The organism is Jeotgalibacillus proteolyticus (assembly GCF_002926065.1).
Lineage (GTDB): Bacteria > Bacillota > Bacilli > Bacillales > Jeotgalibacillaceae > Jeotgalibacillus > Jeotgalibacillus proteolyticus.
Window position 1 is genome coordinate 14,238 of record NZ_PREZ01000009.1, and the last position, 24,942, is coordinate 39,179.

Consider the following 24,942-nt stretch of genomic DNA (forward strand, 5'->3'; position numbering starts at 1 on the left):
CCTGAAGGGAAGTGAGTTTTTTTGGGTTTGAATAGCAACGGGAATTTTATTAATAGAATAAGTATGATGTCAGATGAAGAGCTGGATACTTTAGACTTGCAGGTGTATCTAGTTTCTAAGGCAACCCAAAGTGATGATCTATATTTTGCAAAAAAAGAGATATTAGATCCTGACTTGAGAATATGGTTAAAAAAGAGAATAAAGAAAGAATTGAATAACATAAAGATTGACAGCGCAGAAGGCAAAAAGTTTTATACCGCAGAATATAATCATGAATTAACAAAGGCTGATTATATTGCTAAATTAGTTATAGAGGATGATGAAGATTTAAAGGATAAACTTGCAAAACTACTTCAAGCTTTAAATCACAGTAACAGCACATTTTTAGATAAAGATGCAAAGTTTCAAGTGGTTAAAATCTCAAAAGACACCGAACACGCCTATTTTATTTTTTATCGAGGTGTAAAAATTTCTGCAATGGAACGAAGAAATGTCAGTAAACTCCCGACAGTAAGAGACAGAGAGCAGTTGGTTATTCAAGACAAAAATGTCATCGAGTTTGGAGGTAAGATTGAACTCTTTATTCACGAAGAAATGATGTACATTCTGAATCCAAGAACACTAGAATATACTTTTAATTATGATGATCATATTAAAAGGCAGCGGGATAATAACTTAGAAACTATTACTAATATGAGCTTTTTTGATGACGGGTCAAACACAACCAAGTTTAAAGAAACCTCTAGCCAGTATATTCTTTCTAGAGGTTTAGCTTCAATTAAAAAAGAAACATTAGACGCCTTAGAGGAAAGTTTTGAAGAAAGGTGTGAAGAATTAAATATGATTAAAAGTGATATACCTGAAAATGAGCCAGATAGAGAAGAATATCTTGAGAGATACAGTTCACTCTGGCCACTTTATGAACACATTGATGTCGAAAATCAGAAGGTAAGATTTAATCCGGATCATGAAGTAACACCGTTACTTCATTTTTTCTCTGATAAGATCGTAGAGTCGTTTCTTACAAAAAAATTCAAATCTCAAACTAATTAAAAAAGGGGTATTTAGACTATGTGGAGTAAATTTCAGCAAGCTATATTATGGATAATAACTTATTCTCCACTAGTCATTGTAATGGTCTTTAGATTTATTGCAGGTAATAAATACTTCGGGCTCGACGAGTGGTTGGTAAATCAAACTTGGGTAAATAAGAATAGTATCTTTGTGAGTTATTTGAGTGCAGAAGTTTATTTTATTATTGCAACAATAATTTATACTTATTTTAGCTATAAGTACACCATTAAATGGTTTATGTCTGGGTTTGAAGATAGAATAAGGGCAGGAGAAGATGGTCAGGACATGTATATAAGAAAGGCAGAGAGGTTAAGTGCAAATGATTATTCTTTCTTTTTGCTAACATTACTTATTCCCTTGGTGTCTCTTGACCACTCATCAGTGATTAACTTAGCCGTATCATTAATAATAATATTCTTTGTTATCGCAATCTATGTGAAAACAGATGCAATAAGTGTTTGTCCTCTACTCTTTTTTTCTGGAAGAAGTGTTTTTAAAGGAGTTATTTCTTTAGGGGAGAAAGAACAAGAGCCTAATGACAGTTCTCTCAGAAAAGATGTAATTTTCATTATGATGAAGGATAAAATAACATTTAATCGGAAAGTTCGAGGTGAGAGGCTAGTTAATGATGTTTACTACTTAACAAATAATGAAATGGATAATGATTAATCTTTATAGATAGGGTTCAAGAGGGCATCTCAACTGAGGTGTCCTTTCATTTTATCCAAATTGTAAAAGGCTTTCTCTTGTATAAGACTTAGATTTTACAAAATTTAATTCATCTTTATATTTTATCTATATATTTCGTTTATTAACTTATCTTTTAATTACAATATTAATGTTGATATTAAAATATATGTCAACATATATGTATTAAAATATGTTAGAACCCTTTGAGTATTGTTATCAAGGGATTATTTGTGTCTAATTGAGTTTAGAATTACGGTTAAAATACGAAAAATTTAAAAAAAAATGAGTTATTTCTCTGTTTAAGGTGGCAATCCTTTATTAGAAATGATACGTTTAAAGTAACATTTTTTCATTTGTCTACAAATCTACAAATCTACAATTGAAAATTTAATTTATGAAGTCAAAGGAGAATATCAATGGCAAATAACTCTTGTACAGTCGTTACCTTTGGTAATTTCAAAGGTGGGACGGGAAAAACAACTAATAGTACCATGATTGCCTATAGTTTAGCTAAGATGGGCTACAAGGTTCTTTTAAGTGATCAGGACCCACAGGCAAATGCCACCAGCCTCTATTTAAAAACAAAGGCTATTCTATCTGATGATATTGTTAGTTTTGAGAAAACACTTATGGCTGCTATTCAAGCTGAAGATTTATCTTCTATCGTAACGGAGATAAAAGACAACCTTTTTCTATTACCAAGCTTCAGTGACTTCGCCCTTTATCCTAAGTTTTTAGAGAAAAAGTTCCCTAACGATATTGACCGTGTTCAATACTTCTCAAGCCTTATTGAGCCACTAAAAGCCGAATTTGATTTTATTTTTATTGATGTACCTCCTACTATTTCTATTATTACGGATTCAGCTTTATATGCATCAGATTTTGTGGTTGTGGTGCTACAAACCCATGAACGCAGCTTACAAGGTGCTGAAGTATTTACGACCTACTTGCAGTCTTTAATTGATGAGTATGAGGCAGACATGGACATCCTTGGGATCTTGCCGGTTCTTTTAAAGAACGGAGCTCCAGTTGATGTGGCCACACTGGAAAATGCCAAAGAAATCTTTGGAGAACATAATCTTTTTAAGACTCTTGTAAAGAATATGGAGCGATTAAAGCGATTCGATATTACAGGCATCACAGAAGACGATATGCATGATAAACGAGTCATCACCAGTTATGATGCCGTAGCGAAGGAATTTTTAGAGCGTCTACAACTTACTGTGGGAGATGAGAAAAATGTCTGATTTGCTAAGAAAAAAATCAAAACAGATACTTGATCGCGGTGCGTCCATCCAACCAAAGACTACTTTTAATTTAGAAGAAGAAGTGAGGGAATCATCCTCTAAACAGAAGGGGACTTCAGAAGGCCGGGAAACAGGCAGAAAGAAAGCAGCTGCAAATTCCACCACTACTGTAAGAGTAAGTACATTGAATAAAGACAAATTAAATGCTTTGGTCGTGCTTGGGGTTGCTGATAATGTCGATAACCTCGTTGATATTTTGATGGATGAATACATATCCTCGATATTATCTAAAGATGAAAAAAAGCAATATTCACTGATTTTAGATGTTTATAATTTAAAAAAGAACGGGAAAAAATAGTCTTGCTTCTAAGCACCCAGTAACAGCCCGAGGTTTTAATTTTGGGCTGTTTTTTCTATTTAAAAACTTTTCTTGAAATCTTGTAGACTGATCTACATGTAGATCAGTCTACAAATCTACATGTAGATCAGTCTACAAGTCTACATGTAGATCAGTCTATATGTAGACTGATCTACAATGTGTAATTAATCACGTAATTTATTTTCTCCTGAAATGCTGTTATATCAATAATTAATAGAGTAAGAGAGATTGAAAATATTTATTGTAATGGTTATTATTAATCTACATGTAGACCAGTCTACAAGTATATTAGTCTACAAATCTACAAATCTACTTGTAGACTGATCTACAAATCTACAGCTTTTTGAATGGACGGCAAACCCTATTGTAATGCGGTATTTCCTTCTTTATACTTGGGGGCACAAGCAGCTGGATGGAAAGTATTAGTATTTCATCGTAATCAACCCAGCTGAAAAAGGTCAACAAATCATATATGAGACTGGAAGCTCTTGAAGCTTAATAGGTTATAAAATCTGTACATAATTATCGTTAATAGAAAACAAGAGTAATTATAAATTCTAAAAAAACAAAAAAAAGAGTGTTGCTGTCAACAACACTCTCTTTCAAAACAAGCTAGCTCCTGGCAGTCAACCAAACTAGCTTTAATAGGTCAATCATGATGCTGTCAACATCATGATTAATTCATATAATTATATGTACAATAAATCATATATTATGTGAATGGTTTTTACAATTATTTTTGCTAGACAATTTCTAGCAAATTGTGAAATTCCCTATTAGAGCAAAAGGTATAGATCGCTATGAGCATAAGCTTGTAGCGATCTTTTTTGTGTCGAAAGGGGAAGAGTAATGAACGTTTATCGGGCTATATATAAGGATCAATTAACAGAAACACCAAAGGTTCAGTCTGAAAAGCAGCAAACAGGCTACAGCAGCCATCTTGGTTGGATATTTGTTTGTAACGAGTTTCATGAAAAACCTAAATCTCTTCGAACCTATCATTCTTTATACGGAGCATTAGAAGCGTTTACCTATTACACGCCTAACACTTTTTATCGAAGAGATCAGCGCCATGCAGGAGCTTTACGCTGGCTTAATGCCATGGTCATCGATATTGATGTAAAGAATGCTCAAAATCAAGGATTAATTTTACCGGATGTACTAGATGCGATAACAGCTGCAGGTCTTCCAGGACCCTCCCTAGTTGTTTCTACTCCTTCAGGAGGATTTCACGTGTATTGGTATTTTAACCAAGCGAAAAGAGCCTTGCCGAAAGTAACGGACCACTATAAACGTATTCAACAAACCATCGCAGAAGTTATTCAAGGGGATCCACAAGCTGTCGGGGCAGAGCGATGGTTTCGTATGCCCACAAATGAAAATACTCTCTATCAAAGCGAGATTCGCGTTTCATTTGACGATTTATGTGATTGGTTTTCTATACATATTGAAGAACAAATTGAAGAGAGAAAAGCCGTTTGTGTTGATGTTGCGAACCTTTTGCATCACGCAGCCGTTCAAAAGCTCCTAAAAGGTGTTTCTAAAGGGCAGAGGGATAACACATGCTATACCCTTGCTTTAGCCTTTAAAGCAGCAGGTTTTACTGAAAGAGAAACTGAACACCGCTTGCATGATTGGAACCAAAAGAATGATCCAGCCATGAGCCAGTTGGATGTGAAACGCAAAGTAAAAAGTGCCTTTAAAAAGGATGCTCCACCTGGACCATCGGCTTACTGGATTCGAACCTTATCGGGTATGACCTTTACATATCAAGTTTGGGAAGATGCTAAATCAAGGGAGGAACGAAAATATAGTCATTTTGATGAATGGGAGAAAGATGTCCTTCGCTACCTAAAACAACAAGGTGGCCAAGTTTGTGCTGCTCAACGATCGATTGCTCAAGCAATCAAATCGTCTTCAGATGATACGGTCTCCATTCCTTATTCTACGTTTAAAAAAATTGTTGATCATTTAATCCAAATTGGAATGATTATAAAAGACGTTAAAGGGAAAGGAAGGGCTGCTGTTACCATTTTAACCCTTAAAAAGAACTCAAAGGTTGTTCCATTTAAACGAAAAGATAAGCCGAAAAATAATGGGCTCAATTCAAATACATTTATAGATCTGGTGGTGGGTGGGATTTATTTATCCCTTATCTTTGACCGTTTTTTTACTCCTGGTGATGGCTTTTTTGGGGGTGTTATTTGTTCTTCGTCTCTTGGTGATATACCTTAATATACATATTTCCCTTTTGTAAAATTTAGAATATTTAGGTAAATACCCTTGATTATATTTCCATATATGGTAGGCTTGTATTGTAACTGATGTAGTAAAAGAAGTTGTAAATGATAGCTTCACCACCACCAACACCTAATACAAGTGTAGATACGTGGAATATGCCGCCCGGTCCTGCTAAATGGTCACGGCTCTCCATACTTCTGTTCCGTGACCATTTAGCAGGACCTTAGCTATATAATCCACTTACCCGATCAAATGAGATATGTGAGTGTGTGGGTGTTGGTGGTGGTGAAGTGTTAGAGAGTGTGGAGAGAGTAGAGTAGTGAGTGAGTATAGAGAGTGAGTAGTGTGTGTGAGTGAGTTGTGGATTGAAAGAGTAGAGAGAGAGTAGAAGGTAAGTAGAAGTAGAGAGAGTAGAAGTAGAAGATAGAGGTTGGAGTTTGGTTAGGTAGTAGAAGTTTTGTTGGATTGGGGATAGGTTGTGTAGTGGTGGATCGGGGAGAGTGTGGGTTTGGGTTTTAGTGTAGTTGAAAATTGATTGTATTAATTGAGAATGGTTTTTCGGGGGAGGGTGAGAGGATGAGGTATCATTTTTTGCCGTTTTTGATTCCGAAAGAAGGTAGAGTTTATGAGTTGAAAACAACGATGGATTCGAAGATTTTATATTTTAAAGATGAGACAGCCTGGGCGACAATGTTGAACTTTTTGGATCGACCTTGGTATAGAAGATTATTCAAAGATGAATGGATCAGTTGGGAAGTTGTAGCGACTAAAGATGATATACGCTATTTTGTATGGGTGCCAAATGAGCATATAGGAAAGGTGTTTAAAAGCAAGTACTATTCAGAGCATCCGCAAGTGGAGATTGTAGAGGTCGAGGATCCTAACATTGATTTTTCTCGTCCACATGCAGGGACTAAGCTTTTCACCGAATCCCATTGGACCATTCCTATTAAGACATACCACAATGAAGTGGTTGATACGCAAGCTGAATTGATTGAGTTTTTAGACGGGTTAGAAGATGGCCAGGAAGTTCATATGCAATTCCTGTTAAATACAGCTTACAGAACTGAACGAAGTTTTAGAGGGATATTCCGACAATTTCATCGAGAAGGGGATTATGATGAAACGCTTGATAAAGATAATGAGCTTTATTTATCAGCGATTGAAGGGAAGTCCACAAGAATGTTATCAAGGATGAATATACGCGTTGTGGCGTTTGGCAAGGATCCATTAGATTCTAAAGAGTTAATAAAAAGTGCAAAGGGATCCATCGGGACATTCTCCAGTGGCCGTTTGAATCGTTTAAGAGGTCGGGAGTGGTGGTGGTTTCGCACATTCCGTCCTCTTTTTCGTTGGGAATTCAAAAAACGTATCTTTTCTATGGAGCGCATGAAAAAAAGGATTGTTCTTGGCACAGAAGAAATGGCTGCTATCATGCGGCTGCCGAGTGAGCGAGTCCAAAATAATAAGTTAAACCGATTAAAAATGCGGTCAACACCTATCCCAAAAGAAGTAAAACATGCTCAGTTTGATCCGGCATTTGCTATTCCATTGGGTGAGCATTATTACCATGGTCAGAACAATAAGGTGATGTTTGATTTAGCGACTTTGCGTTATCATGCAGCTTTTATTGGCATGTCAGGTATGGGGAAATCAACCGCCATGTATAACTTAGTCGAGGATTTACTGCAATTAGATGGAGCTGGTGAGTCGATTGGGGTAACGGTCATTGATCCTCACGGTGATTTATGCCAAGACATTGCCGCACGAATCCCCCCGAAAAAACAGCATTTAGTTCGGTATTTCAAGTTTTCAGAAGGCGAGATGCCTTTTAATGTTTATGATGTTGATTTTGCGACCAGTGAAGATAAAATTGCTCAGACTGTGGCCGATGTTCTAAAGCGAACGTGGAAGGATTTTTGGGGTCCGAATATTGATGATAACTTTTTGAATGGTGGTATTGCATTACAGCGAATAGGTGAGGCGAGTTTGCCGAATCTACAACGGTTATTGAGCGATATTGACTACCGTGAAAGTGTCCTAGAACGATTAGACCGGCAAGACCCCATAGAAAATGATTTATATTTATATTTTGCTAATCTTCATGAGCTGAAGGATCGTGAATTACAGCAAAAAACCAATTCAACACTAAACAAACTTCGAAAAATAACGTTGTCCGGTGTTATGGGGAAAATGCTTCGTGCCAAAACAAACGGGTTACGTTTTAGAGAGAGTATGGATCAGGGAAGGATCAACCTATTAGATTTATCCGAATTAACAAGTGATGAAAAGAAGCTGATTGGCTCCATGTGTCTTACTTATTGTGAGCTTGCCGGTAAAAGCAGAGCTGATACGCCAGCTTCTGAACGTCATAAGCTGCCTTACCATGTGGTGATAGTGGATGAGTCGCCAACCTTTATGGAACACAGTACAGATGCCATTGAATCTTTTTCATCTGAATTACGGAAATATCGAACATCTATTGTATTAGGGATGCAGGGGTTAAAAGGTCAGGTGCCAATGAACGTGTCTGACTCGATTTTTCGGAATTTTGGGACTTTTGTTTCTTTCCGGTTAGGAAATTATGAAGATGCTCAATTGGTCAATAAATCATTGCCATCTGAAGTGTTAACGGAAAATGATTTTTTGAATGTAGAACCCTATCACGCTTATGTAAGGATGCAAGCAGGAAATGAAAGATCGAGACCATTTTTAGTCCGGATGAAAGAGCCAGGACCGGCTGCATTTCAAGATGCTATTCCTTCCATCAAGGAAAAAACGGTTTCTGAAGCGATTCAACTTGAAGAACAAGCCATTTCGAGCCTTTCAGTGGCTGAATCACAGAAAAAGGAAGCTGAAGTTCAAGAAAATGATGCTTATTTTGATGATCCTGAAATTGATTCAACCGAAGATATTGAAGGACCGGTTGCTGCTGACCAGGATAAACCTCACGTAGATCAAGCTGTCGATTCTTTTTTTGATGAAGCAGCTGCTTCATTAGATCCATCAGATGATGAGGAACATTCAGCAACAAATGAAAGTAAGGAAGAAGATTTTTTTCCGATTGATGTAGAAGAATTTAAAGAAAAACAGGAGCATCATGCAGCTGAAGTCACGTGTCAAGATTCTGAAGAATCTTTCAGGGAGGACGAGAAAGATGAGAAAAAGAAGCGTGAAGAAGACATGTCTATTGATGATTTCTTGGTTTAGGGGGATTTTAAATGCCAAAAAGAATTGGCGAGATCGAAGAAGGATTATTTGTTGCATTACATGACCTGGTGTTTGTGGATGTAGAGTATTTAGAAAAATATCTGTATGTACATCCTGATGGAAAGCCATACAGCAGATATTGGATATCAAGGCAAATGAGAGCGTTGGAATCAGAAGGGTATATAAAGTCCTTTCCAGTTGCAAAAGCAACTGTACGAGGCGGTGATCGCTTAGTTTATACATTGGATTCAAAAGGTGTTCAGGAAGTCAAAGAGATACTTGGAGATGCTGATTGGGATACAAGGTGGGCGCAGCGTACGCCTACTTATGTTTTTCATTCATTACGCATGTCACATATTCTTTCAACTTATGCAACCAAACAAGATGAATCAGTCACTTTTAAAGAATATTTTTCCGAAAGACGGGCGTTTCGAAATTATGGTGAAGTAACCAAAGATACGTTAGGAAAAAGTAGACAATCAGCTGCTACAGTCATTCGTCCGGACGGGGCGTTTGTACTGGAAAGAGAATTGAAAGAGACAAAAGTACAGTTCTTATATTTTGTTGAATTGGAACGAAGCAGACAACGGATAGACGTCACGTTGAATAAGGTTAGACGATTTAACGAGTATGTCAGGAAAAAACATTTTGCGGAAGATGTTATTTTCGGAGATTCGATTAAAGTGGTAAGAATTTTGTTTGTCTCAAACAATGAGACCGAACGAAACAAACTGATGGAAAATGCAAAAAAAGCTGATGCACGAGAGATCGAAAAGATCGGTGGAGCTTTGTTATTTACTACCTATAAAGAATTGTGTGAAGACCCATACGGAGAGATATGGAAAGCAGCTCATTCAAGCGAACCGAACCGACTATATAGACTCCATAGTCGCATCGAGTAATGAACGCATTTTGAAAGGGGGTGAAAATTTGGGCTATAAGGTGAAACGAGGATCGTCGTCTACTGATAGCGGCATTAAGGATATGTTTCATGGTTTTTTTAGAAGATTGATTGTGACTCTCGTTATTTTCGCTTTGATCGTTGTAGCCGGTTATTTTGCCTTTCAGTTTGCATACGATCGTTTCTCTCCTTTTGCTGCAGCTGCTGATGATGTTTTAGCGTGGATCAAGGTCTTTTATGCAGAGCATGGTGTTTGGGCTACTCTTGGGCTATTTGCAGCTGTTTGCATCGGTGTATGGGCCATCGGGGAAGAATCCCGGAAGAAAGATCGGCGTAAGCAAGCCGTGAACGAAATGATGAAGTAAGGAGGTAAAAAATGAAGAAGCGTGAATATCCAAAAACCGTATTCAGGAAAAAGGTTTTCAAAGGAGCTTTTTGGACCGTATTTTCATTGGCATTGTTCCTATCAGTCGTTTCGATTATCCGAGTTGCCAATGCTACTGAAGGCAGCGCAGCTGCAGATGAAGAAACGGTTGTTGAAGAAGAAGGCACCAATCATGCTACCGGAGTAGGCGCTCAGACTTTTGCTCAAAATTTCGCTGAAAATTACTTCATTTGGGAGAATACAGACGAAGGGAAGGAAGATCGGGTAGATAGGCTTTCGGAGTACCTTGCTGCAGGATTAGACTCTCACGCTGGATTGGGATTTGAGGGCATGGAATGGGATAGCAGGATAAACAAAACGCAAATTTGGAGCGTTGAAGAAACAGGAAATGATAGTGCGGTTATTACCTTACGTGTGTTGCAAGACTTAAGAAAAGGCAAAGAAAAAGCAGGACCCTATGAAAAATATTTTGCTGTACCAGTAAAAACAGATGGCCAATCTTTTGTCGTCAATCAAACTCCTTATATTGTCCCTGCTCCGGAAAAACCGGAACTAGCAGCCGAAAGTTCGATAGATGATAAAGGAAGGGTTAACGATTCAGCGTTGCACTCAGAAGTAGAAGGGTTTTTGAACACATTTTTCAGAGTTTATGCGAATGGTGAACAAAATGAATTGTCTTATTACACTGAAAGCAATGATCTTCAAACAATGGACGGAGCATTGACGTTTAAAGAAGTGCAAAAAGTCGTGGTTAAACAAGGCGAAACGAACGAAGAATTTTTAGTCGAAACCCTGATTGGTTTTGAAGAAAAACATACAAAAGCATCAATGGCTTATCCATATGAATTAAGGATTTTTAAAGAAGATGGCCGTTGGATTGTACGGGATATTAAAAACAAATAACACTAAAAAGGAGAGAAAAAATTATGAACTTTGGAGAAAATATTCAATCTTGGTTTGGCGTACAAATTGGAGCGTTATTGTTAGTGGTTATCGGGGCAGTTGCGATCTATTTCTTGATGAAAAGAGAGTTTTCTAAATTTGTCGGTTTTGCTGTATTTTCAATGATTGTCGGAGTGTTTGTATTCTCGCCTGATAACGTGGTAGGACTTGGAGAAAGATTGTGGTCAACAGTATTTGGGGGGTAAATTATGAAGCCGAAGATATTGCGAACTTACAATAGTGTTTGGAAAGTAGAGAAGGTTTTGTACGGTATTCAAGACATCCCATTGCCGATACCCTTATCGTATCGGCAATTAGGATTCTTTGCGGGAGGCATAATTCTAGTTTGGATGCTGAATCACTTCCCACCTTTAAGTCTAATAGATTTAGCTTTAATTGAATACATCTTTTTGCCGGGATTATTCGCATGGTTTTTCACCAAACAATTATTAGATGGGAAAGAGCCGCATCGTTTTTTAGTAAGTGTTGTTCAATTTCATCTGTCTCCGAATTATAGAAATCGTTATAAAGAAGTGTCAGACGTAAAAAAACCTTATCAATACACTGGTAAGGTTGGCTATCGCCAGTTGAGCTACCATGAAAGGAGGAAACCTGATGAACATAGAATTTCCGATTAACTATTTTGAAGGGAATTTAATCTTTTCTGAAGATGGATCCTGTTGGGCATATTATCAACTAGCCGGTTACAACTATGATTTTCTAGCAGATGACGAAAAAGACTACATTTTCACCAAAATCAAAGCCTTCTTTTGGCAAATCAATTTAGAAACTCATATGCTTGTTGTTCCGAATTTTCAATCTATAGAAGAAAAGCATGAACGGTTTAAAGAAAAATTGAGTGGACCCTTGAAGGATGCAGCTGTGAAACATACTGATGATGCTGCCATGCAGCTTGAAAATATTCTTGGTAAAGAAGGTACGGAGTATCGTTTCTTTCTAGGTGTTAAACTCCCAAAACCGGAAAACAAGAACAAAAACAATTCGTTCTTTAAGGATTTAAAAGAAGCATGGAAAGAGTTTATAGGGGGCGTTAATACCGCAAGTGGGCTAGATACTCCGGAGATATTAGAAGAAGAAATAGAGCGTTATAGAAGAAGCGAAAGACGAATTTTCAATAAAGTCCATTCTCGTATAAAAGCTGATCCAGTAAATGAAGAAGCCATTCAATGGCTGATCCGTCGCAATTGGTATCGAGGAATAGGGAAGGCTCCAATTCTTAAAAATTGGAGCCCGGCCTATTCCGTTGATTATAAAGAGTTTGAAGATAATGAAGTATTGGTGCGAAGACCCTTGTATCATGACGTTCTACGTTTAACGGAGGGATTCGTAGATGATTCGCCTAAAAGAAGCTTGGTTCTAAAGCAGATGTATGAGGGTGATGAAGTAGAAGGTCATGTTGCTTTTCTTACCGTTGCAAACGTTCCATATGAAATTGAGTTTCCGGGAGAAGAGTGGTTATATATCATTCAAAATCTTGATTTTCCCGTGGAAGTTAGTATCCGCACTGAAACAATGGATAATCGCAAAGCGTTAAATGCTGTTCGAAATAAGCGAAAAGAATTAAAAGATCAAGATCGCCATGCACAGGAAACCGGAAATGAAACGAATTTGAATGTTTTATCTGGAAAACAAGAAGCGCATGAATTGGAAGCTCATTTGCAAAAGTCTAGAATGCCGTTAATTAAAACCTCTATCGTGCTTGCGGTATCGGCAGAGGATGAAGATGAGTTGAAACGTAGGTGTGATACCGTCAAGGATATGTACCAAGATATGATGTTTCAGGTAGAACAGCCTTATGGAGACCAATGGTTAGCCTTTAATGAGTTTCTTCCCGGAGCCAAAAGGTATGTGAAAGATTATGTGCATTTCATGGAACCGGCCACAGTAGCCGGAGGAATGTTCGGAGCAACAAAACAATTAGGTGATGGAGAAGGTTTCTTTATCGGTTCTACTGGTGTTTTAGATCAACCTGTTTACATTATGCCGAACCGGGCAGCGCAAGGGATTCGAGGAACGAAAACCAATGCTTTATCTGCAGCCTTTCTTGGTTCTCTAGGTGGGGGTAAATCCTTCACCGCAAACCTTATCACATACCTTTCGGTTCTTTCAGGTGGTAAAGCTCTTGTAGTTGACCCTAAAGGAGAGCGTGGGAATTGGGGTGACGATCTATACGAATTAAAGGAAGAAATCAACATTGTATCCCTTTCCACACAAGAGGCAGATCGTGGGCGTTTGGATCCTTTTGCTATCCATCAGGATGTGAAAGAAGCCGAAACATTAGCTCTTGATATTTTGACCTTTTTAACAGGTGTTCGTTTAGGTGATTCAGAACGGTTCCCTAAATTAACGAAAGCTGTACGTGAAGTCGCAGAGGGAGAAAAGCCTTGTTTAACAAAGGTTCTTGAGTATTTAGTTGAAAGTGACGATACGGTTTCCAAGCAGCTTGGCGAACATATCCGGTCCTTTAGTGAACTATCTTTTGCGCAGCTTTTGTTTGGAGACGGAGAAAAACAATCTTCTATCAGCCTTGATAATGCCTTAAACGTGCTGCAGATTCAAAATCTTGAATTGCCAGCTCCGGACACAGACCCGGATAAATATAACTTATCTGAAATGCTTTCTGTGGCCATGATGCTCCCTATCTCATCTTTCGCCTTAAAGTTTATCCATAGCGACCGTAGCATCTTTAAAACGGTTTTACTGGATGAAGCTTGGGCTGTCCTTAACACTAGCCAGGGAAGCCATTTAGCGACCCGTCTTGTTCGTGCCGGTCGAGCCATGAACGCAGGTATTTATTTTGTTACTCAAAATGCGGATGATCTACTAGACGAAAAAATGAAAAATAATATCGGGATGAAATTTGCTTTTAGAAGCACCGATCCTAAAGAAATCGAAAATGTCCTTTCTCTGTTAAATCTGAAGCATACCGAATATAACGCTTCTACCTTGCGAGAACTTCAAAATGGCCAATGTTTATTCCAAGATATAACCGGTCGTGTCGGGGTTGTTTCCATTAATGCTTTATTTAAAGACTTATTCGATGCATTTGATTCCCGTCCTCCTGCAGAGAGGTTAGAAGTTTCAGAGGAAGAAATTGTTCCAGATGGAGAAGTGGATGATTTAATCGAAGAAGAACCAGAAACAGCACGATCGGGGGTGTATGTATGAAAAAATTAATAACCCTTATATCTTTTTCCGTCCTTCTTTTTGTTGCAGCTGCTTGCGGAAACGATGAAATCAATGGTCAAACTCCTTCTGATATTCCAATAGAATGGGCAAATGCCATGATTCAAAGAGATCAGGCCACAAGAGCTGAATTGCTTCAAAACCCATCAGAGGCTTTGGATCTATCAGAAGGTCCTCAAAATGATGAGGAACTACAAAATTATAGACTGGAAGAATGGAAAGCTTCAGATGATAAATACTTTTACGAAATTAAATTTACTGATCCCGTTAGTAATGAGGGCAGAACTCAAACTATGGAGATCAGAAGAACAGACGAGGGATGGAAACGAACTCAACTTCTTAACCTTAAAAACTTTGATACCTTAGTTGAGGGGCTAGATGGAACGGTTTTAAGGGAGTTGCATGAAGATGACTAAAATAGGACGTACTTTGCTCATTGCAATGGTCCTAGTATTGTCTATGCACATTCCGGCATCTGCAAATATTCAAGACAACTTAGTTCCCCAAGATCGAGAGGGAAGCACGGTTGGAGAAGTCGAATTAACGTATAACGAATACCCACAGCACCATTACAAGTTAGATACTTATGTAGATACTTCAGGTGATTGGCTTCCTTGGAATTGGGCAGAGGGGATTGGGAACGAACTGTATGTTGCATTAATGGAAATGGTTAATGCCATGTGGCAAATGAACGTTCTATTAGCCAACTTTACAATGCTTATTGTTCAAGAAGCGTTTGAATTAGATTTTGTATCCGGTGTAGTCGATGAAATAGGCGCAGCCATTCAAAACATTGCCGGTTTTGGCCAAGGTGGATTTATGGGAAATGGTCTTTGGCCGTTGCTTATTACATTTATCATTTGCTTAGTTGGTGCTTGGGCAGCTTATGTAGGAATGGTTAAAAGAGAAAGCAGCAGAGCATGGGGAGGGTTGATATCCTCTTTAATCGTTTTTGTCTTTTCTCTAGGTTTTTTCTCCAATGCGAGTCAAATACTAGGGGGCGTTAATCAGTGGTCAAGCGACCTGCAAGGAAACATTCTTGCGGTTACAGCGAATATAGTGACTCCTGGTGCTTCTTATTCAAAAGACGAAGGCATTGCATCTATACGAAATCAAATGCATGAAATCATGGTTCAAAAACCATACCTTTTAATGCAATACGGTACGACTGATGTTGAAAGCGATAGAGTAAACGATTTGCTTTCGATTGATCCAATTGCGGATGCTGAAGATCGTCAAGGGGTAGCAATGATAGAAGTTGAAGATCAAAACAATACAATGATGTCTACCAGTGGAGTATCAGATCGAGCTGCTTTTGTCCCGTTGTTATTTTTGGGGAATTCCATCATTGGAATATTTTTATTGCTCATATCTGGATCCATTATCTTATACCAAATTATTTTCATGGTTTTGGCACTTTTTGCCCCGGTTCCTTTGTTAATGGCGTTAGTCCCTCGATGGCAGCAGACAGCCGTTGAATGGGCGAGCAAACTTATCCATGCGCAGCTGATGAAAATCGCTATTGCCTTGCTTTTAACCATTCTCTTTGGCGTATCGGCTATTCTTTACCGGGCAGCTGATGGTACAGATTTAGGATATGTAGGGATGATGGTATTACAAATCATTTGTTTTGTTGGTATATGGGCTAAACGGAAAGACCTGTTTTCGATGGTTTCAACAGCTTCTAATAATATTCAAAGCAGTACAGGACAGACCCTACAAAACTATCGAATGAGATATAACAATGCCCGGAACAATGTCAGGCAAGGACAGAACTTTCTTACCAATAGAAATAGCTCTATGAGAGATCAGCCTTTGGCTAATCGTCAGGTTGCAAACGATTCTGTCAATCAGGAGACCCAAGGTGTAAATAAGAAAAAAGGTAAAAATCAAAAGATCAGTCATGCAAAAGCCGATGCAACTAACATCGCCCTCATGAATCGTGGGCAGGAGGAAGAAGCTAAAGTAAAAGCTCAAGAAGATAATGCTAAAAAGGTTCAGAATCGGGCGAATGTCGAAAATGCCCCTACTACTGATTCAGAAAAATTAATGGATCGGAAACGTGAAGACGGTAAAGATACTGAACGAACAGACGAGAAAAAAGAGGCTCCATCAAATGTTACGCATATTAATTCTTTGCGTGAGAGACGAATGGGAAAAGGCGAATTAGCAAAAGCGCCCCTTGCGGAGCGAGAAACCTTTAAGAACGACCTTAATGACACGGTACGAGACCTAGAGCAACATTCCAAAGAGCATCCTAACAGCAAGGATCATGAGAGTATTAACCAGCAACAGAGCGAACGCAATATCAATATGGTTAATCGCCAAGATCATCAAGATAAAATTAACGAAAAACAGACTAACAATCTTGCAGAAAGAAGGACGCTTGAAAAAGATGTAGACCGTGATATATCTACTGATTCTAGTAATCGGGAACAGACCAATGAAAGCACCAACCAAACTAATCTTGTCGATCGGACGACCCGGAACGTTACCACGAATGAAGGCCAAGAAAAGCATAGTAATGAGACGGTTAATCGAAATAACGTCTCCAATGAAAACACTGAAAGAACGGTTAATCATGTTACAGAGCGCAACCATAACAAGACAGAGAACAATCGAAACGTCCAGGACAGCTTCACTGAAACGGAAAATGTTTCTCGTGATATTACCAAACGTAGAGAGCAGAATGTGAAAGAGAATGTGAACACGATTAACAACGTTAATCGGGAAGAAAGAAATGAAACCACCAATCGAAATAACGTCAAAAAATCGGATAAAACGAATGATGTTAACCAAAGACGAGGATAGGAGGGAAGATCATGTTTGGATGGGATTTTGAGAACAGTAAAAGTGATCGAATTAAACTTTTTCTATTCATCCTTGTGATCTTCCTCGTCATTGGCTTCTCCACCACCTATGTATTGCGCAGCATTGGAAGCGAAGAAGCCGATACAGTCAACCAGTCAGAGGAAACACCTGAAGAAACCGAGGCTTTTGTTTCTTCTGATGAAGTTGAAAGTGAAGCGTCTTTGGAGGATGAAACCAACAAATATAATCAAACCGAGCATTTTACAGAGGAACAATTAGCCGAATCAAAAGAAGCAGCTGTTGAGTTTGTTCATGCTTATCACCCCTATAATGCCGAGGAACCAACCGAATATCTTGAAACGGCAAAACCACATATAACCGATTCTTTATATGGATCATTAAAAGAAGATGGCCGGAGAGAAGTGTTAGAGCGTTCGATTTTAACGGTTAACGATACGCAGGTGACAGAAGTCGTGAATCCTAGTAGTATTGTTGTCCGTTGGAATGTCATGGTTACGGGTGAAGCTCAATCCATTGATGGCAGCAAGACAGATACAGAGGATTGGTATTTAGTCGGATTGAGGGAAAGAGAAGGAGAATGGCTAGTAGAGGATGTGAGAATTAATGTCCCAAACTAACTATGATCCGAACGATTATGAACAGGAACCCACCCCTAAGAAGTCGGCCACTGGAAAGGCAGCTAAACATGTAGGGGAAAAGGTAGCGAAAAAAGCAGCAAAGGCAGCAGCTGCAAAAGCTGGAATCAGTATAGGTTGGCCCGTGATTTTAGGGGTAGCTGCAGTAGGCATTATTGCTGTTGGTTTAGCTGTTTCCCTTGTCATGATTGTGGCTTCCACTTCTACTTCAGAGGAAACCAGTTATGAAGGTGGTTTAGGGTTTTGGGGCGGTGAAATTTCTGAAATTGGCGCAAATGAAATTCCTGCAGCCTTCATTCCCATTTACAAAGCAGCTGAAGAAGAATACGGAGTCCCGTGGAATTTGATTGCAGCGCATCACAGAGTAGAAACGGTTTTTTCAACGATTGATCCGATGGTTTCCCCTGTTGGAGCTGAAGGACATATGCAATTTATGCCGTGTACGTGGACCGGTTGGAATCATCCGACATGTGGAGGATTAGGAGCCGGAAACATCCCTGATGGTGAAAAAATGGATCCGGCAGTCATTGCACGATACGGAGGGTACGGGGTTGATGCTAATGGTGATGGAAAAGCTGATCCTTGGGACATAGAAGATGCGATTTATTCTGCAGCAAACTATTTAGCTGCAAGTGGCGCAGCTGATGGACGTATCCGGGATGCCATCTTTGCTTACAATCGGGCTGATTGGTACGTAGAAGAAGTGTTAGGCTTTGCGGATTCCTATGTGGAAGGCTATGTGGCCATTGGTGGCGGCACCGGTGGAAACACAGGTGTTGAGGTTGTAGACGTAGGTAATCAGTGGATCGGCAATTCCGTTTATGTTTTTGGCGGTGGAAGAAATCAAGCTGATATTGCGGCAGGGCGTTTCGACTGTTCCAGTTTTGTTCATTGGGCATTTGCTCAAGTAGGTATGGACTTAGGTCCTCTTACTTCTACCAGTACGGAAACGCTCAAGCACCTTGGGCAGCCGGTTTCTCCGAATGATATGCAGCCAGGGGACCTTGTATTTTTTGATACGTACAAGATCGATGGCCATGTTGGGATTTACGTGGGTGACGGAAAATTCATAGGAGCCCAAACGAATACGGGTGTAGCAATTGCTGATCTATCACAAGGGTATTGGCTACAGCATTTTAATGGTCGTGTGAAGCGTCTTTAAATTACTCTTTGATGTTACAGACTTGGGAAGTTTAACGCTTCCCTTTCTTTTAGCTTCAGCTAGGAGGTTGAGAATGGAAACAAAGCGACGTTATTTTACCGCCAGTGAGATTAACCAGTTTACTTTTTGTAAGGAAAGTTGGCGTTTAACAAAGCTCAAAAAAGAAGGGAAAATTCGTTTGCGAGATCAGGATTATCAAATCCTCAATAATCGCTTCAGAAAAGGAAATGAGCATCACAAAGAATACCATGCAAAACGTGCTTATCAACCGAAATCCTCAAGCGTTGGCCGTGTCCTACTCTATGTCTTTGTATTGGTGGTGATCCTTTGGATAGTACAACATTACTGGTTCTAGTTGCAGCTGCAGCTGCAGCCGTTCTCCTTTATTTTCTTTTTCGTAACGGGAAAAATCTTGTTGTGTATGAGGATCTTAATGGAGCTGAAATCTTGATTGATGATGAGTTCAGAATCAAAGGGAAGCCAGATCAGGTACTGAAAAATTGAAGATACGCTATGGTTATTGAGGTAAAGTCAAAGTTCATTCCAAAAAATCAACGATCTCCCTACCCGGGAGATCGTATGCAGCTTGCAGCTAGTATGAAACTTGCTGAACGTCATTTCGGGAGAGTAAAAGGCGGTTACGTTTCGTATAAGAATCGATCCTTTTATGTCCGGTGGAATTGGTTTTTAAAGAGGGAATTACTGAAGACCATTCAGTTAATGGAACGTGCGGAAGAAGGAGAACAATTAAAGGTGCATGCGAAAAAAATAAGTGTTTTTCTTGTGTGTACCGGGACCGTATTTGTAAAGTAGCAAAATAGTGGCTCGCTGAAGAATATACTATGAAAATATTAAATGGTATAATTGACTTTATTTGTATAAGGAGGAATTTGTTTGAGGTCTAGAAATCATTATGAGTCGCAGCTTAGATTTAATAAAAGAACCAAATCGAGACCATGTGATGGTAAAAGTGTAACAGATGATCCTCAATTGATTTTGGATTATTTGAGTAGAAATACAGAGTTTGATACGTTTATCCGAGGGTGGAAATTAGATGAAGGAATTAAGTGGATTTTAGGATATGATCGTTATATTTTGGATAAAAAATCTCAATTAAATGCCCCATTTATTAATCAAACCTTACCCCCCGGAACAATTGTTTTATGTGATTTTTATGGACATATGGGGACGGAACTTACTTTTGAACATCCTGCTATAGTTTTAACTGAAGTTTATGGTGGAATAGTAATTTGTCCTATAAGTTCTAAGAGTTATCAGGATGGTGTATCATCTCACATTGATCTTCCGCAAGGTGTTCCTACGATGGGTGATTTGCCATATGCTAGTGGAATAAAGTTAGAACAAACGAGATTTATCTCTAAGAGTAGAGTCTTAAAGAAATTTAAGCGAGTATCTGACAATGCTAAACTTATGGAAATAAATTTAAAGTTAACTAAAGAGCTAATGCCTTTCTTCTATAGCGAAATTTTAAAAGATACAGAAAGTAATAATGATATCTTGCATTGGAAGGAACAAGAAATAAGAGCTTTAAAAGAGGAAAAGGTTCTGCTTGAAGAGGAACTTCGGTTAAAATCGGAGAAAATTTTGGAGTTAGAGAAAGCTCATTAATAGTTACCCCTTGAACCAACTCCTAAAGTGTTGTATATTATAAATACAAACAATATTAACGGGTCTTGAACCCATCAAAAAATTAACGGACTATAAGTCCAAACCCCCATTGATTTAATCAGTGGGGGTTATATTTTTGTCTTACCGAAAAGTCCTTTCTGCAAAGTTTCTGCACATTATTTGGGTAGATTAAACGTGAATCAAAATTTTGGAGGGATGATTGTGAAGAAAAATAAGTTATTAATGGGCGCCCTGGCTTTTACTCTTAGCGCAATGCTTGCAGCATGTGGCGGCAACGACGATGAAATGGGTTCAGGTGACATGAATGAGAACATGGATGAAAACATGGAAGAGAACATGGATGATATGGATCATATGGACGAAAGTGACTCAATGGAGGGAATGGACCATTCAGGCATGGAGATGTCTGGATCAGGTGAAATACCTGAAGGGTTAGAAGAAGCAGAAAACCCAACTTTTGAAGTAGGGGATACGGCCATTATCACTGAAGCTCACATGGAAGGGATGGAGGGCGCTGAAGCAACGATTGTAGGTGCATATGATACGGTTACTTACAGTATTTCATATGATCCGACTAATGGAGGTGAACGTGTAGAGGATCACAAGTGGATCATTCATGAAGAAATTACAGACGCTGCAGATGAGCCTTATGTAGAAGGTGATGAAGTGCAAGTAGAAGCTGATCATATGGAGGGAATGGACGGGGCAACTGCTACCATTGACTCTGTAGAAGAAACCACTGTATATATGATCGATTTCACTTTGGAATCAGGCGAAGAAGTGACGAATCATAAATGGGTGACAGAAAGAGAATTGTCTGCTGAATAATCAAAAGCTGAGAGTGAAACTCTCAGCTTTATTTAGTGTTCAGTTATTTTTGTTATTCTGATGGAATGATTTCTTCTGTCAACCAGTTCATTCCGCCATCTTCAGTAACAGCAGCCGTTCCGTCACCAGTTACTGCATAAATCTGATCAGGGTTTGAAGGATTCACTGCAAGATAAAGCACTGATTCCTCTAAAGGGATACCTCCAAGTTCCCCCTCATGGGAGAAAAAAATTTGGTTTTTGACGTGGTAAAATTGATTCTCTGTATATAAAGCGGCACTAGTACCTTCTGTTTTCTCTAATAAGGTGACGGTGTCGCCCGCATCGTTCGATTCAAAAATTCCACGATTAGTCAGAATGGCTAGCTGATCCTGATTTTCAGGGTGAACAGTCAGTCCAAAAACGGATTCTGCCTCCAGTCCTGAAAGTTGGGTAGGTACCCAGTCACGACCCTCATTCTCTGTATAATAAAAGCCAGCATCAAGTTCACTATTGCTCTCCATCAGGATGGTGTAGAGACGTCCGGTGTTTTTGCTGGCTGACATATAGTGATAGTCGGTTTCACCAGAGAAAACAAGTTGTTCAAGCGTTTCGCCTTGATCTGTACTTTTAATCAGACCGAGTGGATTTTCAAGGTCACTTGATGGTTCGGGATGACCGCTTGCATAAAACCCTTCCTTAGTTGCGGTAAACCCCATATAATCATGGTTGTTTGAAGTGGAATGGAGCCATTGCTCACCTTCTTTTTTTAAAAGACCGTAATGTGTTGCGATTAAAAGGTCTTCATCAACGAAGCCCATTCCATGTACGTGGGCGTGAGCTGTATCTGTATTTACTTCTTCGTAAAATGCTTCTTCTTCTGTTGAACATGCTGTTAAAAGTAAAATAGCACTTACAAGACTTACTTTTATTTTATCCATTTATAACCTACTCCCCAAATTGTATGCAAATGTTTTTCGATAGGAAAACCTATCTTTCTAAGCTTGTCCCGAAGATTTCTTACATGTGAATCCACTGTTCGCCCATCTGTCCAGGCCTCATATCCCCAGATGATGGATAGCAGCTGCTCTCTTGAATAAGCCCGTCCTGGATTCTTTAGCAAATGGCCAAGAATCGAAAATTCTTTTGGTGTAACGTTTACAGTCATTTCATTATAAGATAATTCATGAGAAAACTCGTCCCAGACCAGTCCCTTATGTTCAATTCTTCTGGAGAAATCATCAGAAGTACGTCTGAAAATAGCATGAATCCTTGCTACTAGCTCTTCCTCGTCAAATGGCTTGACGATGTAATCATCTGCACCGTCCTGCAATCCTCTAATAATATCTTCTTTTTCATAAAGTGCAGTTAAAAGGATAATCGGAACATCTGAGAATCTTCGAATAATCCGACATGCCTCGAAACCGTCCATACTAGGCATCATGACATCTAGTAAAATAAGGTCTGGCTCTTCATCCTTTACCAGTCTAATCGCATCCTCCCCACTACGAAGTTTAATGCAGTCATAGCCGAGGGGTTTTAAGTAGAGTTCAAGTAAATCAAGCATTCGCTGTTCGTCATCTACAAGTGCTATTCTTTTCATGAGGAAACTCCTTTCAAATCAATGACGATACTTAAGCCGGAACCAGTATTTTCAGCCCAAATCTTTCCCCCATGTGCTTCAGTAATTTCTTTAGCGATTGCAAGACCAATTCCAGTCCCACCCGTTTTTCTATTTCTAGATGTATCAACCCTGTAGAAGCGATCGAACAGAAAAGGCAACGCATCTTCTTTAACTCCGGGACCTTCATCTGTAAGTACGATCTGTTCTTTAGTAACTGCAATTTGAACTTTTTTTCCTGAAGGGGTGTATTTTAAAGAATTGTCCATTAAGTTAGTAATAACCTGTTCAAATCGACGTTGATCTATCTGTTTGTAGAAGGGGATAGATGCATGTATTAGAAGGTGAATTTGTTTTTCATTAAAGACAAGCTGCAACCTCTCTGTAATTCCCATGATAAATGATGTCATTTCCGTTCGTTCAGGTTCTATTGTAAAGCTATGCTCTTCCAGTCGGGCAAGTTCAAATAGATCCTCAATTAGCTTATGAAGCCGTTGTGATTCGTCATAGATAATCTCTCCATATGCTGAATCTTCTTTTTTAAAAAGTCCAGCGTACCCCTTGATATACGTAATGGGTGTTCTTAATTCGTGAGCAATTGAGGTTAAAAATGCTTTTCTTGTTCTTTGTATCTGATGCAGGTCTCCGGATATTTTTGTAATCGCTCGAGCGAGTTCTCCAATTTCATCACTTCTTTTTGTCTCTGGTACGGTGATGACTAACCCTTCACTCAATTTTCCAGCGGCCAGTCTGATCGAGAGAAGTGGTTTTATAATCAAATGACTCAGAAAATAAAGGCTAAGGACTAAAAAACAACCTAACAGCAATGCTGCAATCAAAAAGTGTCGATTTAATTTACTAATCAGGGATTGAACTTGAGCAGTCGGTTCGAGCATAATGACACTTCCGCCCCCATCAATCAGACTGATACTGGCGAGGAAGGGTTCGTTTCGCCAATCGTCTTCTGCCACTCCTTCTTCTGTGATTTCCCATCCCTCAGATAGATGTTCATCTGCCTGATTGGAAGCACCTGCAACTTGTCCATTTTTATTAATAATAACGACATCAGTCATCGCTTTTTCTTCCATCATGACAACATGATCGATTGTTTGCTGATCCATGCTTTCAGACAGGACATCACGATGGCTATCACCACGCTGGTGAAGGTTTTCAAGCTTATTATTCACTTGTTGATCTACAAGTAGATTGTGCATGATAAATAAACACACGACCAGAATGATCGTAATGCCGAATAAATAATAGAGACTGATCTTTAAAGATAACTTACTCATACCCGCACCCCATCTCATATAAAGAGTATACGATCATTTTGTGCAGAAAATATGCAGAAATACGGGTTTTTTTATGAATATCATGAATTTTGTTTACCAGAAAACCCATCGGGAAAAATTGACTAGAACATACTTAAAGGAGGAAGTAAACATGAACCAACAATACCAGGATTGTTTGGAAGCTTGTAAGAGATGTTTGGAGGCGTGTAACCATTGTTTTGATGCCTGTCTTAATGAAGAGGATGTAAAGATGATGGCACATTGTGTCCGTTTAGACCGTGAATGTGCAGATGCATGTGCGCTGGCGATCACTGCGATGCAGACTAACAGCCCACACGTACACGAAATATGCGAGTTATGTGCAAAAATTTGTGAATCATGTGCAGAGGAGTGTGCAAAGCATAATCATGATCATTGTCAACAATGTGCGGATGCGTGTCGTCAATGTGCTGAGGAATGCCGAAAGATGGTTTTAAGTTAATTTTTAAAGAAACTTGGAACAACTAGGGATCTAAATACAAGGCTTTTATTCTCCTGGAAGATGAAAAATTACTCTTTCAGAAGATTTTAATATGTAGAAAGAATGCTTATGGCAGTTTTCTGCGTAGTGTATGTTATCATAGTGAACCGAAAAAGCATCCATTCTTATTATGATGTACTTAACTCAC

25 protein-coding genes are annotated in these 24,942 nt (G+C 39.0%); 22 read left to right on the forward strand and 3 right to left on the reverse strand.

Annotation, left to right across the window (positions count from 1 at the left end; all coding sequences use genetic code 11):
• The first annotated feature begins 66 nt into the window (after positions 1 to 66).
• The 21 genes from C4B60_RS19090 (at position 67) to C4B60_RS19185 (ending at position 21,383) form a co-directional block, all read left to right on the forward strand.
• A complete protein-coding gene (locus tag C4B60_RS19090) occupies positions 67 to 1,053 on the forward strand; it encodes a Kiwa anti-phage protein KwaB-like domain-containing protein (RefSeq protein WP_167578709.1) in 987 nt (328 codons plus the stop codon).
• 18 nt (positions 1,054 to 1,071) lie between these two features.
• The gene (locus C4B60_RS19095; RefSeq protein ID WP_104059642.1) at positions 1,072 to 1,743 is read left to right on the forward strand and encodes a hypothetical protein; all 672 of its coding nucleotides are present in this window, start codon (positions 1,072 to 1,074) and stop codon (positions 1,741 to 1,743) included.
• A 437-nt stretch (positions 1,744 to 2,180) separates the two neighbouring features.
• A complete protein-coding gene (locus tag C4B60_RS19100; RefSeq protein ID WP_104059643.1) occupies positions 2,181 to 3,011 on the forward strand; it encodes a ParA family protein in 831 nt (276 codons plus the stop codon).
• Complete coding sequence (locus C4B60_RS19105) at positions 3,004 to 3,369, forward strand: DUF5388 domain-containing protein (protein WP_104059644.1); 366 nt, start codon at positions 3,004 to 3,006, stop codon at positions 3,367 to 3,369. Before C4B60_RS19100 ends, C4B60_RS19105 begins: the two co-directional genes overlap by 8 nt.
• An 870-nt stretch (positions 3,370 to 4,239) precedes the next feature.
• Positions 4,240 to 5,625, forward strand: a complete 1,386-nt coding sequence (locus C4B60_RS19110) for a primase C-terminal domain-containing protein (RefSeq protein WP_104059645.1) — start codon at positions 4,240 to 4,242, stop codon at positions 5,623 to 5,625.
• A gap of 582 nt (positions 5,626 to 6,207) precedes the next feature.
• On the forward strand, positions 6,208 to 8,841 hold the full coding sequence (locus C4B60_RS19115) for a helicase HerA domain-containing protein (protein ID WP_245154056.1): 2,634 nt from the start codon (positions 6,208 to 6,210) through the stop codon (positions 8,839 to 8,841).
• An 11-nt stretch (positions 8,842 to 8,852) separates the two neighbouring features.
• Positions 8,853 to 9,743, forward strand: coding sequence for a replication-relaxation family protein (locus C4B60_RS19120; RefSeq protein WP_104059646.1), 891 nt, complete (start codon positions 8,853 to 8,855; stop codon positions 9,741 to 9,743).
• Positions 9,744 to 9,771: 28 nt separating this feature from the next.
• On the forward strand, positions 9,772 to 10,107 hold the full coding sequence (locus C4B60_RS19125) for a hypothetical protein (protein ID WP_104059647.1): 336 nt from the start codon (positions 9,772 to 9,774) through the stop codon (positions 10,105 to 10,107).
• Positions 10,108 to 10,118: 11 nt separating this feature from the next.
• The gene (locus C4B60_RS19130) at positions 10,119 to 11,030 is read left to right on the forward strand and encodes a conjugal transfer protein (RefSeq protein WP_104059648.1); all 912 of its coding nucleotides are present in this window, start codon (positions 10,119 to 10,121) and stop codon (positions 11,028 to 11,030) included.
• Between the two features lie 23 nt (positions 11,031 to 11,053).
• Positions 11,054 to 11,275 (forward strand): hypothetical protein, encoded by a 222-nt coding sequence (locus tag C4B60_RS19135; RefSeq protein ID WP_104059649.1) that lies wholly within the window; start codon positions 11,054 to 11,056, stop codon positions 11,273 to 11,275.
• 3 nt (positions 11,276 to 11,278) lie between these two features.
• Complete coding sequence (locus C4B60_RS19140; RefSeq protein WP_104059650.1) at positions 11,279 to 11,707, forward strand: conjugal transfer protein; 429 nt, start codon at positions 11,279 to 11,281, stop codon at positions 11,705 to 11,707.
• Positions 11,685 to 14,258 carry an ATP-binding protein gene (locus tag C4B60_RS19145; protein ID WP_104059651.1) on the forward strand — a complete coding sequence of 858 codons (2,574 nt, stop codon included), beginning with the start codon at positions 11,685 to 11,687 and terminating at the stop codon, positions 14,256 to 14,258. The genes C4B60_RS19140 and C4B60_RS19145 overlap by 23 nt, the downstream gene beginning before the upstream one ends.
• Positions 14,255 to 14,692 carry a hypothetical protein gene (locus C4B60_RS19150; protein WP_104059652.1) on the forward strand — a complete coding sequence of 146 codons (438 nt, stop codon included), beginning with the start codon at positions 14,255 to 14,257 and terminating at the stop codon, positions 14,690 to 14,692. Before C4B60_RS19145 ends, C4B60_RS19150 begins: the two co-directional genes overlap by 4 nt.
• Positions 14,685 to 17,087: a CD3337/EF1877 family mobilome membrane protein gene (locus C4B60_RS19155; RefSeq protein ID WP_209020117.1), complete on the forward strand. Its 2,403-nt coding sequence runs from the start codon at positions 14,685 to 14,687 to the stop codon at positions 17,085 to 17,087. Before C4B60_RS19150 ends, C4B60_RS19155 begins: the two co-directional genes overlap by 8 nt.
• A gap of 11 nt (positions 17,088 to 17,098) precedes the next feature.
• Positions 17,099 to 17,725, forward strand: coding sequence for a hypothetical protein (locus C4B60_RS19160; protein ID WP_104059653.1), 627 nt, complete (start codon positions 17,099 to 17,101; stop codon positions 17,723 to 17,725).
• Entirely contained in the window at positions 17,712 to 18,905 is a 1,194-nt protein-coding gene (locus tag C4B60_RS19165) for a bifunctional lytic transglycosylase/C40 family peptidase (RefSeq protein WP_104059654.1), read from the forward strand. Before C4B60_RS19160 ends, C4B60_RS19165 begins: the two co-directional genes overlap by 14 nt.
• 73 nt (positions 18,906 to 18,978) lie before the next feature.
• Complete coding sequence (locus C4B60_RS19170; RefSeq protein WP_104059655.1) at positions 18,979 to 19,260, forward strand: hypothetical protein; 282 nt, start codon at positions 18,979 to 18,981, stop codon at positions 19,258 to 19,260.
• Positions 19,233 to 19,409 carry a hypothetical protein gene (locus C4B60_RS21560; protein WP_167578710.1) on the forward strand — a complete coding sequence of 59 codons (177 nt, stop codon included), beginning with the start codon at positions 19,233 to 19,235 and terminating at the stop codon, positions 19,407 to 19,409. Before C4B60_RS19170 ends, C4B60_RS21560 begins: the two co-directional genes overlap by 28 nt.
• A gap of 9 nt (positions 19,410 to 19,418) precedes the next feature.
• Complete coding sequence (locus C4B60_RS19175) at positions 19,419 to 19,718, forward strand: hypothetical protein (RefSeq protein ID WP_135122147.1); 300 nt, start codon at positions 19,419 to 19,421, stop codon at positions 19,716 to 19,718.
• Between the two features lie 81 nt (positions 19,719 to 19,799).
• Positions 19,800 to 20,534 carry a type II toxin-antitoxin system PemK/MazF family toxin gene (locus C4B60_RS19180; RefSeq protein ID WP_104059657.1) on the forward strand — a complete coding sequence of 245 codons (735 nt, stop codon included), beginning with the start codon at positions 19,800 to 19,802 and terminating at the stop codon, positions 20,532 to 20,534.
• 216 nt (positions 20,535 to 20,750) lie between these two features.
• Positions 20,751 to 21,383, forward strand: coding sequence for a YdhK family protein (locus C4B60_RS19185; RefSeq protein WP_104059702.1), 633 nt, complete (start codon positions 20,751 to 20,753; stop codon positions 21,381 to 21,383).
• A 52-nt stretch (positions 21,384 to 21,435) separates the two neighbouring features.
• On the opposite strand, the gene C4B60_RS19190 is transcribed toward C4B60_RS19185, so the two are convergent.
• The 3 genes from C4B60_RS19190 to C4B60_RS19200 are packed head-to-tail and all read right to left on the reverse strand — an operon-like array spanning position 21,436 to position 24,274.
• Positions 21,436 to 22,302 (reverse strand): F510_1955 family glycosylhydrolase, encoded by an 867-nt coding sequence (locus tag C4B60_RS19190; RefSeq protein ID WP_104059658.1) that lies wholly within the window; start codon positions 22,300 to 22,302, stop codon positions 21,436 to 21,438.
• Positions 22,290 to 22,964, reverse strand: coding sequence for a response regulator transcription factor (locus C4B60_RS19195; RefSeq protein WP_104059659.1), 675 nt, complete (start codon positions 22,962 to 22,964; stop codon positions 22,290 to 22,292). The genes C4B60_RS19190 and C4B60_RS19195 overlap by 13 nt, the downstream gene beginning before the upstream one ends.
• A complete protein-coding gene (locus tag C4B60_RS19200) occupies positions 22,961 to 24,274 on the reverse strand; it encodes a sensor histidine kinase (RefSeq protein ID WP_167578711.1) in 1,314 nt (437 codons plus the stop codon). The genes C4B60_RS19195 and C4B60_RS19200 overlap by 4 nt, the downstream gene beginning before the upstream one ends.
• Positions 24,275 to 24,425: 151 nt before the next feature.
• On the opposite strand from C4B60_RS19200, the gene C4B60_RS19205 reads away from it, so the two are divergent.
• Positions 24,426 to 24,755 (forward strand): four-helix bundle copper-binding protein, encoded by a 330-nt coding sequence (locus C4B60_RS19205; protein ID WP_104059661.1) that lies wholly within the window; start codon positions 24,426 to 24,428, stop codon positions 24,753 to 24,755.
• Positions 24,756 to 24,942 lie beyond the last annotated feature (187 nt).

What these genes read in the sequence shown, in the direction of transcription:
- C4B60_RS19105 (WP_104059644.1), top strand. Translation starts at nt 3,004, where the DNA reads ATGTCTGATTTGCTAAGAAAAAAATCAAAACAGATACTTGATCGCGGT.
- C4B60_RS19150 (WP_104059652.1), top strand. Translation starts at nt 14,255, where the DNA reads ATGAAAAAATTAATAACCCTTATATCTTTTTCCGTCCTTCTTTTTGTT.
- C4B60_RS19195 (WP_104059659.1), bottom strand. Translation starts at nt 22,964, where the DNA reads ATGAAAAGAATAGCACTTGTAGATGACGAACAGCGAATGCTTGATTTA.
- C4B60_RS19140 (WP_104059650.1), top strand. Translation starts at nt 11,279, where the DNA reads ATGAAGCCGAAGATATTGCGAACTTACAATAGTGTTTGGAAAGTAGAG.
- C4B60_RS19205 (WP_104059661.1), top strand. Translation starts at nt 24,426, where the DNA reads ATGAACCAACAATACCAGGATTGTTTGGAAGCTTGTAAGAGATGTTTG.
- C4B60_RS19185 (WP_104059702.1), top strand. Translation starts at nt 20,751, where the DNA reads ATGATTGTGAAGAAAAATAAGTTATTAATGGGCGCCCTGGCTTTTACT.
- C4B60_RS19090 (WP_167578709.1), top strand. Translation starts at nt 67, where the DNA reads ATGTCAGATGAAGAGCTGGATACTTTAGACTTGCAGGTGTATCTAGTT.
- C4B60_RS19145 (WP_104059651.1), top strand. Translation starts at nt 11,685, where the DNA reads ATGAACATAGAATTTCCGATTAACTATTTTGAAGGGAATTTAATCTTT.
- C4B60_RS19135 (WP_104059649.1), top strand. Translation starts at nt 11,054, where the DNA reads ATGAACTTTGGAGAAAATATTCAATCTTGGTTTGGCGTACAAATTGGA.
- C4B60_RS19165 (WP_104059654.1), top strand. Translation starts at nt 17,712, where the DNA reads ATGTCCCAAACTAACTATGATCCGAACGATTATGAACAGGAACCCACC.
- C4B60_RS19160 (WP_104059653.1), top strand. Translation starts at nt 17,099, where the DNA reads ATGTTTGGATGGGATTTTGAGAACAGTAAAAGTGATCGAATTAAACTT.
- C4B60_RS19115 (WP_245154056.1), top strand. Translation starts at nt 6,208, where the DNA reads ATGAGGTATCATTTTTTGCCGTTTTTGATTCCGAAAGAAGGTAGAGTT.
- C4B60_RS19110 (WP_104059645.1), top strand. Translation starts at nt 4,240, where the DNA reads ATGAACGTTTATCGGGCTATATATAAGGATCAATTAACAGAAACACCA.
- C4B60_RS19155 (WP_209020117.1), top strand. Translation starts at nt 14,685, where the DNA reads ATGACTAAAATAGGACGTACTTTGCTCATTGCAATGGTCCTAGTATTG.
- C4B60_RS19170 (WP_104059655.1), top strand. Translation starts at nt 18,979, where the DNA reads ATGGAAACAAAGCGACGTTATTTTACCGCCAGTGAGATTAACCAGTTT.
- C4B60_RS19200 (WP_167578711.1), bottom strand. Translation starts at nt 24,274, where the DNA reads ATGAGTAAGTTATCTTTAAAGATCAGTCTCTATTATTTATTCGGCATT.
- C4B60_RS19100 (WP_104059643.1), top strand. Translation starts at nt 2,181, where the DNA reads ATGGCAAATAACTCTTGTACAGTCGTTACCTTTGGTAATTTCAAAGGT.
- C4B60_RS19130 (WP_104059648.1), top strand. Translation starts at nt 10,119, where the DNA reads ATGAAGAAGCGTGAATATCCAAAAACCGTATTCAGGAAAAAGGTTTTC.
- C4B60_RS19095 (WP_104059642.1), top strand. Translation starts at nt 1,072, where the DNA reads ATGTGGAGTAAATTTCAGCAAGCTATATTATGGATAATAACTTATTCT.
- C4B60_RS19120 (WP_104059646.1), top strand. Translation starts at nt 8,853, where the DNA reads ATGCCAAAAAGAATTGGCGAGATCGAAGAAGGATTATTTGTTGCATTA.
- C4B60_RS19190 (WP_104059658.1), bottom strand. Translation starts at nt 22,302, where the DNA reads ATGGATAAAATAAAAGTAAGTCTTGTAAGTGCTATTTTACTTTTAACA.
- C4B60_RS19175 (WP_135122147.1), top strand. Translation starts at nt 19,419, where the DNA reads ATGGTTATTGAGGTAAAGTCAAAGTTCATTCCAAAAAATCAACGATCT.